Genomic DNA, 14,504 nt, shown 5'->3' with positions numbered 1-14,504 from the left:
GGCGTTGCGCACAGGCGGTTTTTCATCAGGGCAAAGCGGCTCAGGCCAGCCTGCCCAGCAGCTTCTGATGTATGCCGCCGAAACCGCCGTTGCTCATCACCAGCAGATGGTCGCCCGGCTGGGCCTCCGCCACGATGGCGTCGACCAGCGCGTCGAAGTCGCTGAAGGTCTGCGCCTTGCCGCCCAGCGGCGTCAGCGCTTCGGCCGGGTTCCAGTTGAGGCCGACTGCCGAGCAGAACACCCGGTCGGCCAGCTGCAAGGACACCGGCAACGCGTCCTTCATCGAGCCCAGCTTCATGGTGTTGGAGCGCGGCTCCAGCACCGCCAGGATGCGCGCCGCGCCCACCTTGCGGCGCAGGCCCTCCAGCGTGGTGGCGATGGCGGTGGGATGGTGGGCGAAATCGTCGTAGACGGTGACGCCGCCGGCCACGCCCTTCACTTCCATCCGCCGCTTGACGTTTTCAAAGCGGGACAAGGCCGCGATCGCGTCCTTCACCGTCACGCCGACATGGCGGGCGGCGGCGATAGCCGCCAGCGCGTTCAGGCGGTTGTGCTCGCCCATCAGCGCCCAGCCCACCGCGCCCTGCGACTTGCCATCCAGCAGCACTTCAAAGCTGCCGTCCTCGGCCAACGCGCCGAGCTGCCAGCCCTGGTCGGCGCCGAAGCGCTCCACCGGCGTCCAGCAGCCGCGCTCCAGCACGCGGTCGAGACTGGCCTCGCGGCCATTGCTGACGATGCGGCCATTGCCAGGAATGGTGCGCACCAGATGATGGAACTGGGTTTCGATGGCGGCCAGGTCGGCGAAGATGTCGGCGTGGTCGAACTCCAGATTGTTCAGCACCGCGGTGCGCGGGCGGTAGTGGACAAACTTGGAGCGCTTGTCGAAGAAGGCGGTATCGTATTCGTCGGCCTCGATCACGAAGAAGGGGCTGACGCTGTCCGCGTCCTGCGCCGGCGCGCCCGGCAGCCGCGCCGAGACGCCGAAGTTCTGCGGGATGCCGCCGATCAGGAAGCCCGACGCCAGGCCGGCGTCTTCAAGAATCCAGGCCAGCATCGAGCTGGTGGTGGTCTTGCCGTGGGTGCCGGCCACCGCCAACACCCACTTGTCCTGCAGCACGTTCTCCGCCAGCCATTGCGGACCGGAAATGTAAGGCAGGCCGCGGTTGAGGATTTCCTCCATCAGCGGCTTGCCGCGCGTCACCACATTGCCGATCACGTAGACGTCAGGGTCCAGATCCACCTGCTCCGCCCCGAACCCCTGGGTCAGCTCGATTCCCATCGCCTCCAGCTGGGTGCTCATCGGCGGATAGACGTTGGCGTCGCAGCCGGTCACCTTGTGGCCGGCCTGTTTGGCGATGGCGGCGATGCCGCCCATGAAGGTACCGCAGATACCCAGGATGTGGATGTGCATGATGTGGGTCAGTAAGGCGTTCAGGACAAGGTTGCTAGGATACCCGAAGCGTCAGGCGCCGGAAATGTCGGCCCCCGTCTTCCTCCGGACAAACCGCATGGCCAGACGAAAAAGCCCGCGGCCATCGCTGCGGGCTTTCGTCCAGACACGCGCCAGGACTCAGAAAAACAACACCGTCATCAGCACGAAGCACGGCATCAGGATGGAGACCGACCACAGCATGTAGCCGAAAAAGCCCGGCATCTTGACATGGCGGTGCTCGGCGATGGCTTTGACCATAAAGTTGGGCGCATTGCCGATATAGGTCATCGCCCCCATGAACACCGCGCCCATCGAGATGGCCAGCAGCGTGCTCGCCAGCGGGCCCATCAGCGTGGCCGCATCGCCGGAAGCCAGGTTGAAGAACACCAGGTAGGTCGGCGCGTTGTCCAGGAAGCTGGACAGGATGCCGGTCATCCAGAAGTACATGCCGTCCAGCGGCTTGCCGTCCGGGCCGGACACCGTCTGCACCAGGCCGGCCAAGTCGCCGTGGACGCCGGCGCGCAGGATGGCGATCACCGGCACGATGGTGATGAAGATGCCGGCGAACAACTTGCCTACCTCCAGAATGGGCAGCCAGTTGAACTCGTTGCCGGCGCGCACCTGCTTGGGCGTGATCCACAGCGAGACGAAGGCCAGCAGCAGCAGGATGACGTCGCGCAGCAGGTTCTGCAGCTCCAGATGGGCTCCGGGCAGCTCCAAGACGATGCCGGGCTGCCACAGGCCGGACATCAGCACCGCCGCCACCACCCCGGCCAGCAGCCAGAAGTTGCGCTTGCCGTACAGCTTGAGCGGCTTGTCGTGGCTGCGGTCCACCGGCTTGAGCGTGCCCTCCTTCGCTTCCTGCGCATACAGGTGGCGGTCGAGGAAATAGAATACCGTCAATAACAACACCGCCAGCGTCGCCACCGGCAACAGCATGTGCTGGAAGGTCCAGCCGAAAGTCACGCCCTTAAGAAAGCCGAGGAACAGCGGTGGATCGCCCAGCGGCGTCAGGCCGCCGCCGACGTTGGCCACCAGGAAAATGAAGAACACCACCACGTGCACATTGCGCTGGCGGCCTTCGTTCGCCTTGAGCAGCGGGCGGATCAGCAGCATCGCCGCTCCGGTGGTGCCCATGATGGATGCCAGCAGCGTGCCGATGGCCAGCATGGCGGTGTTCAGCCGGGGGGAGCCGTGCAAGGAGCCCCACACCAGGATGCCGCCGGACACGGTGTACAGCGCGAAGAGCAGCATGATGAAGGGGACGTATTCGGTCAGCAGCGCGTGCAGCACCAGCGTGGCGGCGTGGCCCAGGCCAAAGGAGACGGCGAACGGCGCCAGGAACAATACGGTCCAGGCGGCGGTGATCTTGCCGAAGTGATGATGCCAGACGCCGGGGGCCAGCATGGGAAACAGCGCGATGGACAACAGGATGCCGGCAAACGGCACGCCCCAGACCAGTCCCATCGCGGCCCCATCCATATCCGCCGCCTGCGCGAGCGCCGGCAGCATGGACAAGGCCGCCATGCCAAGTAATTTCTTATTCATCAGTCCTTCCCGCGGGCATGCGCCCATAAACAAAAACGCAGCGTCAAGCTGCCAGAACATTCCCGGTTGTATTGTCGGCACGGGCCGGGCTCCGGGTGCCGGCCTGTGGCATAGGCGCCGCCTGGCGGCGCCTGCGGGCTTAGCGGTTGCCCCTCTGGATGAACTCTATCTTGTAGCCATCCGGATCCTCGATGAAGGCGATCACCGTGGTGCCGTGCTTCATCGGGCCGGCTTCGCGCGTCACCTTGCCGCCCTTGGCGCGCGCCATGTCACAAGCGGCGTAGGCATCGTCCACTTCGATGGCGATATGGCCATAGCCATTGCCCAGCTCGTAGGATTCGGTGTCCCAGTTGTGGGTCAGCTCCAGCACGGTGTGGTCGGCCTCGTCGCCGTAGCCGACGAAAGCCAGCGTGAAGCGGCCTTCCGGAAAGTCGGAACGGCGCAGCAGTTTCATGCCGAGTACTTCCTGATAGAACGATAAGGAGCGCTCAAGGTTCCCGACGCGCAGCATGGTATGGAGCATTCGCATAATCAATATCCTCGAAAATCAGTCAAAAGCAAACAAGGCGCCGCCATGTTGGCGCAGCCAGCGGCGGGCTTCGCGCCAGGCGGGGTAGAGACGCTCGGTCTCCGCCCAAAACGCCGGGGAATGGTTCATGTGTTGCAGATGGGCCAGTTCATGGGCAATCACGTAGTCGATCACCGCCAGCGGCGCCTGCATCAGCCGCCAGTTCAGCCGTATCCGGCCATCGGCGCTGCAGCTGCCCCAGCGGGTGCGGGCGGACGACAATTGCAGCTGGGCGGGCGGACGCGGGCAGCGCGCCGCCAACAGCGCCAGGCGGCTGGGAAACAGCGTAGCCGCCTCGCGTTTCAGAAATTTGGCCAGAACGGTCTTCAAACCCTCCCGGTCGTCCGCAGCCACGCCGCCCACCACCAGCGCGTCGGGACCGTGGCGCACCGTCCTGCGCTGGCCGCCAGCCAGTTGCAGCGGCAGCGCGTCGCCCAACAGGGTCAGATGGGTGAGCTCGACCCCTGCCGCCAGTTGGCTGCGCTGGCGCAGCACATGGCCGATTATCCAGTCGCGGCGCAGCTCCAGCACCTGGTGCAAGCGCTGTTGGCTGACCCCGGGCGCGGCGATCAGCTCCACCACGCCGCCGTGCACCTTGATGCCTATGCTCTTGCGCGCGCGGCGGGTGAGCAGCACCGGCGCCTCGCCGTCAGGCAGAGGCAGGCGGTGCCAAACGCTGGCGTTTTTCATCTGGGTGGGCAAAGGGGCCGACTCCGCCTATCAGGCGCTGCTGCGACTCGATCCAGGCTTCGGCCTCCGCCATCATGGCTTCCGGGCCGACCGCCTCGCTCGGATAGATAGGTGGGCCGATCACCACGGTGATTTCGCCCGGGTACTTGAGAAAAGCGTTGCGCGGCCAGAACTCACCGGCATTGTGCGCCACCGGAGACATCGGCATGTCGAACTGCTTGGCCATGCGCGCCGCGCCCAGCTTGTACTTGCCCGGCATGCCAGGCTTGGTGCGGGTGCCCTCCGGAAACACCGTGATCCAGAAGCCGTGGCGCTTGCGCTCCAGCCCCTGCTGCAGCAGGCGCTGGTTGGAGCGGGAGCGGTCGGAGCGGTTGATGATGATGGGGTTCATCAGCACCAGGCCCCAGCCGAAGACGGGAATCCAGGTCAGCTCGCGCTTGGCCACGTACACCTGCCAGGGAAAGATCTTCTGCAATGCCAGCGTCTCCCAGCCCGACTGGTGCTTCGATGTGATCACCGACGGCTCCGACGGGATATTTTCGCGGCCGACGACCTTGTATTTCAGACCGACCACATGCTCCAGCGTCCACAGCAAGGACTTCGCCCAGGTGACCCCCAGCACATGGCGGCTGCGGCGCGGCAAGGGCGCGGCCAGAAACAGCAGCAGGAAGAACAGCGGCGTGACGATGCACAACACCAGCCAGTACAGCAGATTGCGTATCCATAGACTGATCATGCTTGCAGTTTCTACCTCAATGGTGATTGATCAGATGCTCGGCGGCATCATACAAATCGTTGAAGACCAAGGTGCTTTCCGGCAGGTTGCCGGCCGCCAGCGTCTTGACGCCCTTGCCGGTTTTCACCAGCATAGGCTGGCCGCCTACCGCGGCGATGGCTTCCAGGTCGCGCAGGCTGTCGCCTATCAGCGGCAGGCCTTCCAGCTTGACGTTGAAACGCTCGGCGATCTCCAGCACCATGCCGGGCAGCGGCTTGCGGCATTCGCAGCCGTGATCCGCCGCGTGCGGACAGAACACCACCGCGTCGATGCGGCCGCCGGCCTGGTTCACCAGCCGGTGCATCTTCTCGTGCATGGCGTTGAGCGCGTGCACGTCGAACAGGCCGCGGGCGATGCCGGACTGGTTGGTGGCCACCACCACCCGCCAGCCCGACTGGGTCAGGTTGGCGATGGCTTCCAGGCTGTGCTCGATCGGCACCCATTCCACGCTGTTCTTGACGAAATCGTCGCGATCCTGGTTGATCACGCCGTCACGGTCGAGAATGACTAGTTTCACGCTTCCCCCATTTAACAGTAGGGCGCAAGCCCCGGAGGGGCCTTCCGCCCTATCCTCACTCGGCCAGCAGCGAAATGTCGGCCACGCGGTTGAACAGTTCGGCCAGCCGCGCCAAGAGCGCGATGCGGTTGGCGCGCACCGCGGCGTCTTCCGCCATCACCATCACGCCGTCGAAGAAGGCGTCTACCGGCGCCTTCAAGCTGGACAGCTGCGCCAGCGCGGCGGCGAAGTCGTGCGCGGCGAACTTGGCGTCCACCGCCGGCGCCAGCGTTTCCACCGCGTCGAACAGCGCGCGCTCGGCGTCCTCGGCGAACAGCGCCGGATTCACCGCCGTGATCCCGCCCTCGGCCTTCTTCAGGATGTTCTTCACCCGCTTGTTGGCGGCGGCCAGCGCGGCCGCTTCCGGCAACGCCTTGAACTGCGCCACCGCGGCCAGCACCGCGCGCACCTCGGACAGGCGGCTGGGCGCCTGCGCCAGCACGGCGTCGATCTCGTCGCCCTTGCAATCGGCGGCCAGGAAGTTTTTCAGACGGTCCATCATGAAACCGTAGACCTCGTCGGCGACCTTGGCCGACAGCTTGTCCGCCGGGAAGGCGGCGGCAACGATGACCAGCAGCGCTTTCAGGTCCAGGTCGGCCTCCAGCGCCATCCGCACCACGCCCAGCGCGGCGCGGCGCAGCGCGAACGGATCCTTGTCGCCGGTCGGCACCAGCCCTATGCCCCAAATGCCGATGATGGTTTCCAGCTTGTCGGCCAGCGCGACGGCGGTGGCGATCTTGCCCTGCGGCAGCGTGTCGCCGGCGAAGCGCGGGTGGTAGTGGCCCTCGATGGCGGCCGACACTTCCGGGTGCTCGCCGTCGTGCTGGGCGTAGTACATGCCCATGATGCCCTGCAGCTCGGGGAACTCGCCCACCATGTCGGACACCAGGTCGGCCTTGGCCAGGTAGGCGGCGCGGGCGGCCAGCGCGGCGTCGGCGCCCAGCTCATGAGCGATGGCGCCGGCTATGCTCTGCAGACGCTCCACGCGCTCCAGCTGCGAGCCTATCTTGTTGTGGTACACCACGTTGGCCAGCCGCGGCAGGCGGCTGTCCAGGCGAACCTTCTGGTCTTGCTCGAAGAAGAACTTGGCGTCGGACAGACGGGCGCGCAGCACGCGCTCGTTGCCGCCGATGACGAAGGACGGGTCCTGCGGGTCGATGTTGGACACCAGAAGGAAGCGATTCATCAGCTTGCCGCTCTTGTCCAGCAGCGGGAAGTACTTCTGGTTCTGCTGCATGGTCAGGATCAGGCACTCCTGCGGCACTTGCAGGAATTCGGCTTCGAAGCCGGCTTCCATCACCACCGGCCATTCCACCAGGCTGGTCACTTCGTCGAACAGCGCGTCCGGCGCGGCGATGGTGGCGTTCAGGCGGGCGGCGGCCTCGTTCAGTTTGTGGCCGATCAGTTCGCGGCGGGCGGCGAAGCTGGCGATAACCTTGCCGTCCTCATGCAGCGTTCGGGCGTAGGCGTCGGCGTTGGCGACGCTCACCTCGCCCTGCGACAGGAAGCGGTGTCCGCGGGTGGTCTTGCCGCTTTTGAGGCCCAGCACTTCGCCGTCGATCACGGTTTCGCCGTGCAGCATGATCAGGCCATGCACCGGACGGACGAACTGCACGTCCAGATTGCCCCAGCGCATCAGCTTGGGCGCGGGCAGCTTCTTCAGCGCCAGCGCCACCACGTCGGCCAGCCGCGCGGACAGCGCTTCGCCGGTCTTGGTGCTGGAATAGGCGTACACATCCTGCTTGCCGTTGGTGACAACGGCGAGGTCGGACACTTCGACGCCGCAGGAGCGGGCGAAACCGGCCAGCGCCGGAGTCGGTTGGCCGTCCTTCATGCCGGCCGCCACCGCCGGCCCCTGGCGGGTGATGCTCTGGTCAGGCTGTACCGACAACACCTGCGGCAGCTGCACCGCCAGGCGGCGCGGCGACGCGTACGCCACCGCCTCGGCATCGGCGGCGATGAACTGCATCTTTTTCAGTTCTTCGGTAATGGTCTGGGCAAAACTGGCTGCCAGACGCGGCAGGGCCTTGGGCGGCAGCTCCTCGGTCAGGAGTTCTATCAGCAGGGTGGCGTTCATTATCTTCATTTCAATTATTTTGGGGAGCTGCGCCGGCCGCCTCGCAGATCACCTTCATCATGGCGTGGGCGACCGAATCCTCGTTCACCGGCTGCCACGTCCAGGCGTAGCGCGGCACCGGGAACATGGTGGAAAACAGGTGTTTGTTGTTCCGGTCGAAATACTCGGAACCGACAAACACATACTGGTACTGCCTGCAATCGGCGTAGCCTGTGGTGCGCCGGATATTGAAATGCAGGCGGTAGGACTTTTCGTAACGCGGCTGGCCGAAGCGCTCCTGATTGATGAAATGCACCAATCCGTCCTTGCCCAGCCACAGGGAGTTGCCGTCTATCGCCAGTTGCAGCGACTGGCCGTCCTGATACACCACCCAGTCGGCGGGCTGCTCGGCCCAGGCTGGCAGGCCGCAGCTCAGCAATATCGCAAGACAGGCTTTCATCGTCCACTCCCGGGGCAAACCGGCCAACGCCGGCCTTACCAGCATAGGCAATGCCAGTAAGACCTCGTCAGTCCTTGCTGCACATCGGGAAGCCCAGCGCCTCGCGGGCGTCGTAATAAGCCTGGGCCACGCCGCGCGACAGCGTGCGGATGCGGCCGATGTAGGCGGCGCGTTCGGTCACCGAGATCGAGCCGCGCGCATCCAGCAGGTTGAAGGTGTGGCCGGCCTTCAGGATCATCTCGTAGGCAGGCAGCGGCAGGCTGGCATCCAGCAGCTTCTTGGCTTCGGCTTCGTAATCGTTGAACTGGCGGAACAGCAGCTCGACATTGCTGTGCTCGAAAGCGTAGCGGGACTGCTCCACTTCGTTCTGATAGAACACGTTGCCGTAGGTCACCGGCTGGCCATCCGGCAGATGGGTCCAGATCAGGTCGTAGACGTTTTCCACGCCCTGGATATACATCGCCAGCCGCTCCAGGCCGTAGGTGATCTCGCCCAGCACCGGCTTGCAATCCAAGCCGCCCACCTGCTGGAAATAGGTGAACTGCGTCACTTCCATGCCGTTCAGCCACACTTCCCAGCCCAGGCCCCAGGAGCCCAGCGTCGGGTTTTCCCAGTCGTCCTCGACAAAGCGGATATCCTGCTGGGTCGGGTCCAGGCCCAGTTCCTTCAGGGAGCCCAGATACAGCTCCTGGATATTGGCCGGCGCCGGCTTGAGCACCACCTGGAACTGGTGGTGCTGGAACAGGCGGTTGGGGTTTTCGCCGTAGCGGCCGTCCTTGGGGCGGCGGCTGGGCTGCACGTAAGCGGCGTTCCACGGCTCCGGCCCCAGCGCGCGCAGGAAGGTGGCGGTGTGCGAGGTACCCGCGCCCACTTCGGTATCGTACGGCTGCAGCAGCGCGCAGCCTTGGCGGTTCCAATAGTGCTGGAGCGTGAGGATGATTTCCTGGAAGGTAAGCATAAACGTGGCGGTAAAAGAAGAAGTAAACGCCGATTCTACCGCCTAGCGCCGCCGGCGCAAAGCCGGGCCGTCCCGACTAGCGATGGAAAGCGCCAGACGGCGCCCCTTCTCCAGGCAATCCGGCAGCGACGCCCCATCCAGCCAATTGACGCAAAGATGCAGTCCCCGCTCGGCCCATGGCGCGAAGGCGGCGCGCAGCTCGCCCTGCACCGCCGTCCCCTGCGGCAAGGCTGTCGGCCAGCGGGTAAGCCGCTGAGCCAGTGGCCGCTCGCGCAGGCCGAACAGCCGCTCCAGCTCGCGGTTGAGCAGAGCCAGCAACGCCTCGTCATCCAGCGCCATCAGCCCGGCCTGGCGCCGGCCGCCGATGAAGCTGGTCAATAGCCGCTCGCCCGGCCGGCAGACATGCGGATAGAGATTGCTGCTCATCAGATGGCCCAGCGCCAGCGCGGCTTCGCTGCCGGGATGCAGGCCGCCGAAGCCCGGCAGCGGGCGGGCCAGCGCGCTGGCCCGCACCAGGGTGGACGCCACCGCCACCGGCGCGTACGGCACCCTTAGGCAAAGCGCGGCCGGCTTCGGCGCCAGCGGCTGCAACAAAACGGCGGCCCGGTCGGCGGGCAGGGCCAGCACCACCCGGTCAAAGCGCTCCCAGCCCGCCGCCGTGCGCAAGCGCCAGGCTCCGCCGGCGCGCGCCAACTCCAGCACCGGCGAGTCCAGCCTCACCTGCAGATCCTGCGCCAAGCGCCGCGGCAAACTCTGCAAGCCGCCGTCCAAGGTGCAGACGCGCCGGCGGCCGCTCCGGCGATGCGTCCGCAGCAAGGCCCGCCACAACGGCCCCGGCTGCTGCGCGGCGACCGCGAGCGCCGGCAGGGTTTCCGCCAGCAGCAACTCCTCCGGATCGCCGGCGAAGATCCCGCTCACCAGCGGGTCCAGCAGCCGCTCCAGCACTTCCGCGCCAAAGCGCTCCCGACAGAACGCCGCCAGGCTGGCCTGCCCCGCCTGCGGGCCGCCATGCCGCAACAGCCCGGACAACAGGCGGCGCTTGGCCGGCCAGGTCAGAAAATCTCCCGCCAGCAGCGCCAGCGGCCCGCCCGGCAGCCGGCAATATTCTCCCCGCAGCAGCACATGGCGCTGGCCGCAACCCGGCGCCGGCCATAGCGGCGTCAGGCCCAGGCGGGAAAACCATCGCAGCAGCGCCTCGTCCGCCAGCAGGGTGTTCGGCCCGGCCTCGCACAGCATGCCGGCGGACAGCGTGCGCACCTTGCCGCCAACGTCGCCCGAGGATTCGAATACCCGCGCCGACAGGCCCTGCTCCCGCAACCACCAGGCGCAGGACAAGCCGGACACCCCCGCCCCTATCACCGCGATCATGCGCGCTCCAAACCAAGATTGCCCGGCGCCGATTATCCCGGCCATCCCGCCCACGCTCCATGATGACCATCAAATGGAAGCCTTCGCGCCACAAAACCGCCCCCTCCCCGATCCGCGCCGGACTATACCAAGAACACAGAGATAATCCGATCCCGGACGAGATCCACAGATGGCGCACGAAATCCGCATGAAAACCAAGCTGATCCTGCTAGGCCTGATCAATCTGGCCATCTTGCTGCTGCTGACAGGAGCCGGCGTCTACCAGCTGTCCGCCATGAGCGGCGACATGGAATGGCAACTGAACCACGTCACCCGACAAAGCCGGATCAACCGCAGCGTGCAACTGGCCAATCTGCGCTTCAAGATCCAGGTGCAGGACTGGAAGGACATCCTGCTGCGCGGCAACAACCCCGCCGATTACAGCCGCTATCTCGAAGCCTTCCAAACCGAAGGGCGCGCAGTGGAACAGCAGCTGGAGCAGGCCGCCAGCCTGCTGCAGGACAGCGGCCAGGACCGCGCGGCCGTGGACGCCATCCTGCAGCAGCACCGCCAGATGGATGGCCGCTACCGCGCCGCTCTGGCCGCCTTCCATCAGAACGACCACCTGTCCGGCCAGAGCGTGGACCGCCAAGTCAAGGGCATGGACCGCGATATGACCGAACAGCTGCTCAAGGCCAGCGACGGCATCCAGGACGCGTTCGAACAACTACTGCGGGACCAGATAGCCGAATCGCGGCGCCACTACCGGGAAGCGCGGCTCTGGTTTGCCGCCGCCGCGCTGCTCAGCCTGGCCATGCTGGCCGCCGCCATCGCTTACATCGGCCGCAGCCTGTTCCTGCAGGTGGGCGGCGAGCCGGCCGAGGTGGCCGCCATCGCCAAGCAGGTGGCTGGCGGCGACCTGACCATCAAGGTGGAGCCGCGCCCCGGCGACGACATCAGCATCCTGGCGGCGATGGCGCAGATGGTGCGGCAGCTGACCGGCGTGATAGCTGAGCTGGAGCGGAATGCCGAAGCGCTGAACCTGACCTCGGAAGAAGTCTCCGCATCGGCGCAGGCGCTGAGCCAGAGCGCCTCGCAACAGGCGGCCAGCCTGGAGGAGACCAGCGCCTCGGTGGAGGAGATCACCGCCACGGTGGCGCAGAACTCCGACAACGCCCACATCACCAACGAAATGGCGGGCAAGGCTACGGCGGACGCCGGCCTGGGCAGCCAGGCGGTGGGCCAGACCGTGCTGGCGATACGGGAAATCGCGCGCCAGATCGAAATCATCGACGACATCGCCTACCAGACCAATCTGCTGGCGCTCAACGCCGCCATCGAGGCGGCGCATGCCGGCAAGCAGGGCAAGGGTTTCACCGTGGTGGCGGCCGAAGTGAGGAAGTTGGCCGAGCACTGCCAGACGGCCGCGCGCGACATCGGCAAGCTGGCCGGCGACAGCGTGGGCCTGGCCGAACAGGCCGGCGGGCTGCTGCAGCAGATGCTGCCCTCCATCCGCAAGACAGCGGACCTGGTGCAGGAAATCACCATGGCGTCGCAGGAGCAGAGCGAGGGGCTGATGCAGATCAATACCGCGGTTTGCCAGCTTTCCATGGCCACCCAGCTGAATGCCTCCACCTCCGAGCAACTGTCCGCCACCGCCGACCAGCTCAACCATCAGGCGCTGCGGCTGAAACAGATGATGGCGTTCTTCAAGACCCGTCAGGCGACGGGCACGCTGCCGTTCCGGCCCTGAGCCTGCGCCGCAAAGCAAAACGGCTCCCACCGGGGAGCCGTTCGCGTGGCGCAGCCGGGAGCCGGATCAGCTCCAGTCCAGGATCACCTTGCCGCTCTGGCCGGACAGCATGGCGGCGAAACCGGCCTCGAAATCGTCCACCTTGAAGTGATGGGTGACGATAGGAGTGATGTCCAGGCCGGACTGGATCAGCGCCACCATCTTGTACCAGGTCTCGAACATCTCGCGGCCGTAGATGCCCTTGATTTCCAGGCCTTTGAAGATCACCTGGTTCCAGTCGATGGCGGTATTGGACGGCGGGATGCCCAGCAGCGCCACCTTGCCGCCGTGGTTCATCGTCTCCAGCATCTGGCGGAAGGCCTGCGGGTTGCCGGACATCTCCAGGCCCACGTCGAAGCCCTCGGACATCTTCAGCTCTTCCATCACCGCCTTCAGGTCCTGCTTGGCGACGTTGACGGCGCGGGTGGCGCCCATCTTCTTCGCCAGTTCCAGCCGGTAGTCGTTGACGTCGGTGATGACGACATGGCGCGCGCCGACGTGCCTGGCGATGGCCACCGCCATGATGCCGATGGGGCCGGCGCCGGTGATCAGCACGTCCTCGCCCACCAGGTTGAAGCTCAGCGCGGTGTGCACGGCGTTGCCGAACGGGTCGAAGATGGACGCCAGATCGTCGGAAATGTCGTCCGGGATCGGGAAGGCGTTGAAGGCCGGGATCACCAGGTATTCGGCGAACGCGCCTTCGCGGTTGACGCCCACGCCAGTGGTATTGCGGCACAGGTGGCGGCGGCCGGCGCGGCAATTGCGGCAGTGGCCACAGGTGATGTGGCCTTCGCCGGACACCCGCTGGCCGATCTGAAAGCCCTGCACTTCCGAGCCCATGCCGGCCACCACGCCGACGTATTCGTGACCGACGTGCATCGGCACCGGAATGGTCTTCTGCGCCCACTCGTCCCAGTTCCAGATGTGGATGTCGGTGCCGCAGATGGCGGTCTTGGAAATCTTGATCAACAGATCGTTATGGCCGACTTCCGGCATGGCCACATCGGTCATCGAAAGACCGGGAGCGGCCTTGAGTTTGGCTAGCGCCTTCATGATTCGCTTATCCTTGCCCGCCGCGCCGGGCACCGGCCCCGCGCGGCGGCTGATGCATTAATTGGAGATGACGCCCAGTTCGCGGCCCACCTTGATGAAGGCGGCCACCGCGCGCAGCACCTGCTCTTCGCTGTGCGCCGCGGACATCTGGGTACGGATGCGCGCCTTGCCCTTGGGCACCACCGGGTAGGAGAAGCCGATCACGTACACGCCCTCCTTCAGCAACCTGGCGGCCATCTCGCCGGCCAGGCGGGCGTCGCCCAGCATCACCGGCACGATCGGGTGTTCGCCCGGCACCAAGGTGAAGCCGGCGGCGGCCATTTCCTTGCGGAACAGCTCGGCGTTGCGGCGCACCTTGGCGCGCAATTCGCTGCCTTCGCCGCTCTTCAAGATGTTCAGCACTTCCACGCTGGCGGCGGCGATGGCCGGAGCCAGCGTGTTGGAGAACAGATAGGGGCGCGAGCGCTGGCGCAGCAAATCGACGATGGGCTGGCGCGCGGCGACATAGCCGCCGGACGCGCCGCCCAGCGCCTTGCCCAGCGTGCCGGTGTAGATATCGACGCGGTCGGCCACGCCGCACAGCTCCGGCGTGCCGGCGCCGTGTTCGCCGATGAAGCCCACCGCGTGGGAATCATCCACCATCACGATGGCGCCGTGGCGGTCGGCCACTTCGCACAGGCCCTTGAGGTTGGCGATGATGCCGTCCATCGAGAACACGCCGTCGGTGACGATCAGCTTGAAGCGGGCGCCGGCAGCCTCGGCGGCCACCAGTTGCGCCTCCAGGTCGGCCATATCGTTGTTCTTGTAGCGGAAGCGCTTGGCCTTGGACAGGCGCACGCCGTCGATGATGGAAGCGTGATTGAGCTCGTCCGAGATCACCGCGTCCTCTTCGCCCAGCAGGGTTTCGAACACGCCGCCGTTGGCGTCGAAACAGCTGGAGTAAAGAATGGTATCGTCGGTGCCCAGGAAGTCGGAAACGGCCTTTTCCAGCTGCTTGTGGATGGTTTGCGTGCCGCAGATGAAGCGCACCGAGGCGCAGCCGTAGCCATATTCGTCCATGCCGGCCTTGGCGGCCAGCACCAGCCGCTTGTCGTCGGCCAGGCCCAGGTAGTTGTTGGCGCAGAAGTTCAGCACCTTCTCGCCGCCGGCCAGCGCGATGCCGGCGCTCTGCGGCGTGGCGATCACGCGTTCCGGTTTCTCGTAGCCGTCGGCCCGGATCTGCGCCAGCGTGGCTTGCAGGTGGGCAAGGTAAGTGTGGTTCATAACAGT

13 protein-coding genes are annotated in these 14,504 nt (G+C 65.9%); 1 reads left to right on the top strand and 12 read right to left on the bottom strand.

Features of this window, described 5'->3' with window-relative positions:
- Positions 1-40: 40 nt before the first annotated feature.
- From mpl to hemG, 10 genes are all read right to left on the bottom strand, one after another.
- Positions 41-1,414 carry a UDP-N-acetylmuramate:L-alanyl-gamma-D-glutamyl-meso-diaminopimelate ligase gene (mpl, locus tag BI347_RS13895; RefSeq protein ID WP_204378085.1) on the bottom strand — a complete coding sequence of 458 codons (1,374 nt, stop codon included), beginning with the start codon at positions 1,412-1,414 and terminating at the stop codon, positions 41-43.
- Positions 1,415-1,570: 156 nt separating this feature from the next.
- Positions 1,571-2,980, bottom strand: coding sequence for a sodium:proton antiporter (locus tag BI347_RS13890; RefSeq protein ID WP_071116119.1), 1,410 nt, complete (start codon positions 2,978-2,980; stop codon positions 1,571-1,573).
- 139 nt (positions 2,981-3,119) lie between these two features.
- Positions 3,120-3,509: a lactoylglutathione lyase gene (gloA, locus tag BI347_RS13885; RefSeq protein ID WP_071113947.1), complete on the bottom strand. Its 390-nt coding sequence runs from the start codon at positions 3,507-3,509 to the stop codon at positions 3,120-3,122.
- Between the two features lie 18 nt (positions 3,510-3,527).
- Positions 3,528-4,238: a M48 family metallopeptidase gene (locus tag BI347_RS13880; RefSeq protein ID WP_071116118.1), complete on the bottom strand. Its 711-nt coding sequence runs from the start codon at positions 4,236-4,238 to the stop codon at positions 3,528-3,530.
- Entirely contained in the window at positions 4,198-4,974 is a 777-nt protein-coding gene (locus BI347_RS13875) for a lysophospholipid acyltransferase family protein (protein WP_071113949.1), read from the bottom strand. Before BI347_RS13875 ends, BI347_RS13880 begins: the two co-directional genes overlap by 41 nt.
- Positions 4,975-4,990: 16 nt before the next feature.
- Complete coding sequence (gmhB, locus tag BI347_RS13870) at positions 4,991-5,530, bottom strand: D-glycero-beta-D-manno-heptose 1,7-bisphosphate 7-phosphatase (protein WP_071113950.1); 540 nt, start codon at positions 5,528-5,530, stop codon at positions 4,991-4,993.
- Positions 5,531-5,585: 55 nt separating this feature from the next.
- On the bottom strand, positions 5,586-7,646 hold the full coding sequence (gene glyS / locus BI347_RS13865; protein WP_071116117.1) for a glycine--tRNA ligase subunit beta: 2,061 nt from the start codon (positions 7,644-7,646) through the stop codon (positions 5,586-5,588).
- Positions 7,647-7,656: 10 nt separating this feature from the next.
- Entirely contained in the window at positions 7,657-8,085 is a 429-nt protein-coding gene (locus tag BI347_RS13860) for a surface-adhesin E family protein (RefSeq protein WP_071113952.1), read from the bottom strand.
- A 67-nt stretch (positions 8,086-8,152) separates the two neighbouring features.
- Complete coding sequence (gene glyQ / locus BI347_RS13855) at positions 8,153-9,043, bottom strand: glycine--tRNA ligase subunit alpha (RefSeq protein ID WP_071113953.1); 891 nt, start codon at positions 9,041-9,043, stop codon at positions 8,153-8,155.
- 42 nt (positions 9,044-9,085) lie between these two features.
- Positions 9,086-10,411, bottom strand: coding sequence for a protoporphyrinogen oxidase (hemG, locus tag BI347_RS13850; RefSeq protein WP_071116116.1), 1,326 nt, complete (start codon positions 10,409-10,411; stop codon positions 9,086-9,088).
- 169 nt (positions 10,412-10,580) lie between these two features.
- Here hemG and BI347_RS13845 point away from each other — a divergent pair, with 169 nt between their 5' ends.
- Entirely contained in the window at positions 10,581-12,143 is a 1,563-nt protein-coding gene (locus BI347_RS13845; protein ID WP_420837169.1) for a methyl-accepting chemotaxis protein, read from the top strand.
- Between the two features lie 66 nt (positions 12,144-12,209).
- Here BI347_RS13845 and tdh read toward each other — a convergent pair whose 3' ends face one another.
- Complete coding sequence (tdh, locus tag BI347_RS13840; RefSeq protein WP_071113955.1) at positions 12,210-13,235, bottom strand: L-threonine 3-dehydrogenase; 1,026 nt, start codon at positions 13,233-13,235, stop codon at positions 12,210-12,212.
- A 57-nt stretch (positions 13,236-13,292) separates the two neighbouring features.
- Entirely contained in the window at positions 13,293-14,498 is a 1,206-nt protein-coding gene (locus BI347_RS13835; RefSeq protein WP_071113956.1) for a glycine C-acetyltransferase, read from the bottom strand.
- Between the last annotated feature and the right edge of the window lie 6 nt (positions 14,499-14,504).

This window comes from Chromobacterium sphagni, assembly GCF_001855575.1.
Taxonomy (GTDB): domain Bacteria; phylum Pseudomonadota; class Gammaproteobacteria; order Burkholderiales; family Chromobacteriaceae; genus Chromobacterium; species Chromobacterium sphagni.
Note: the sequence above shows the minus strand (reverse complement) of the source record. Positions and strands in the feature narration are given on the sequence as shown.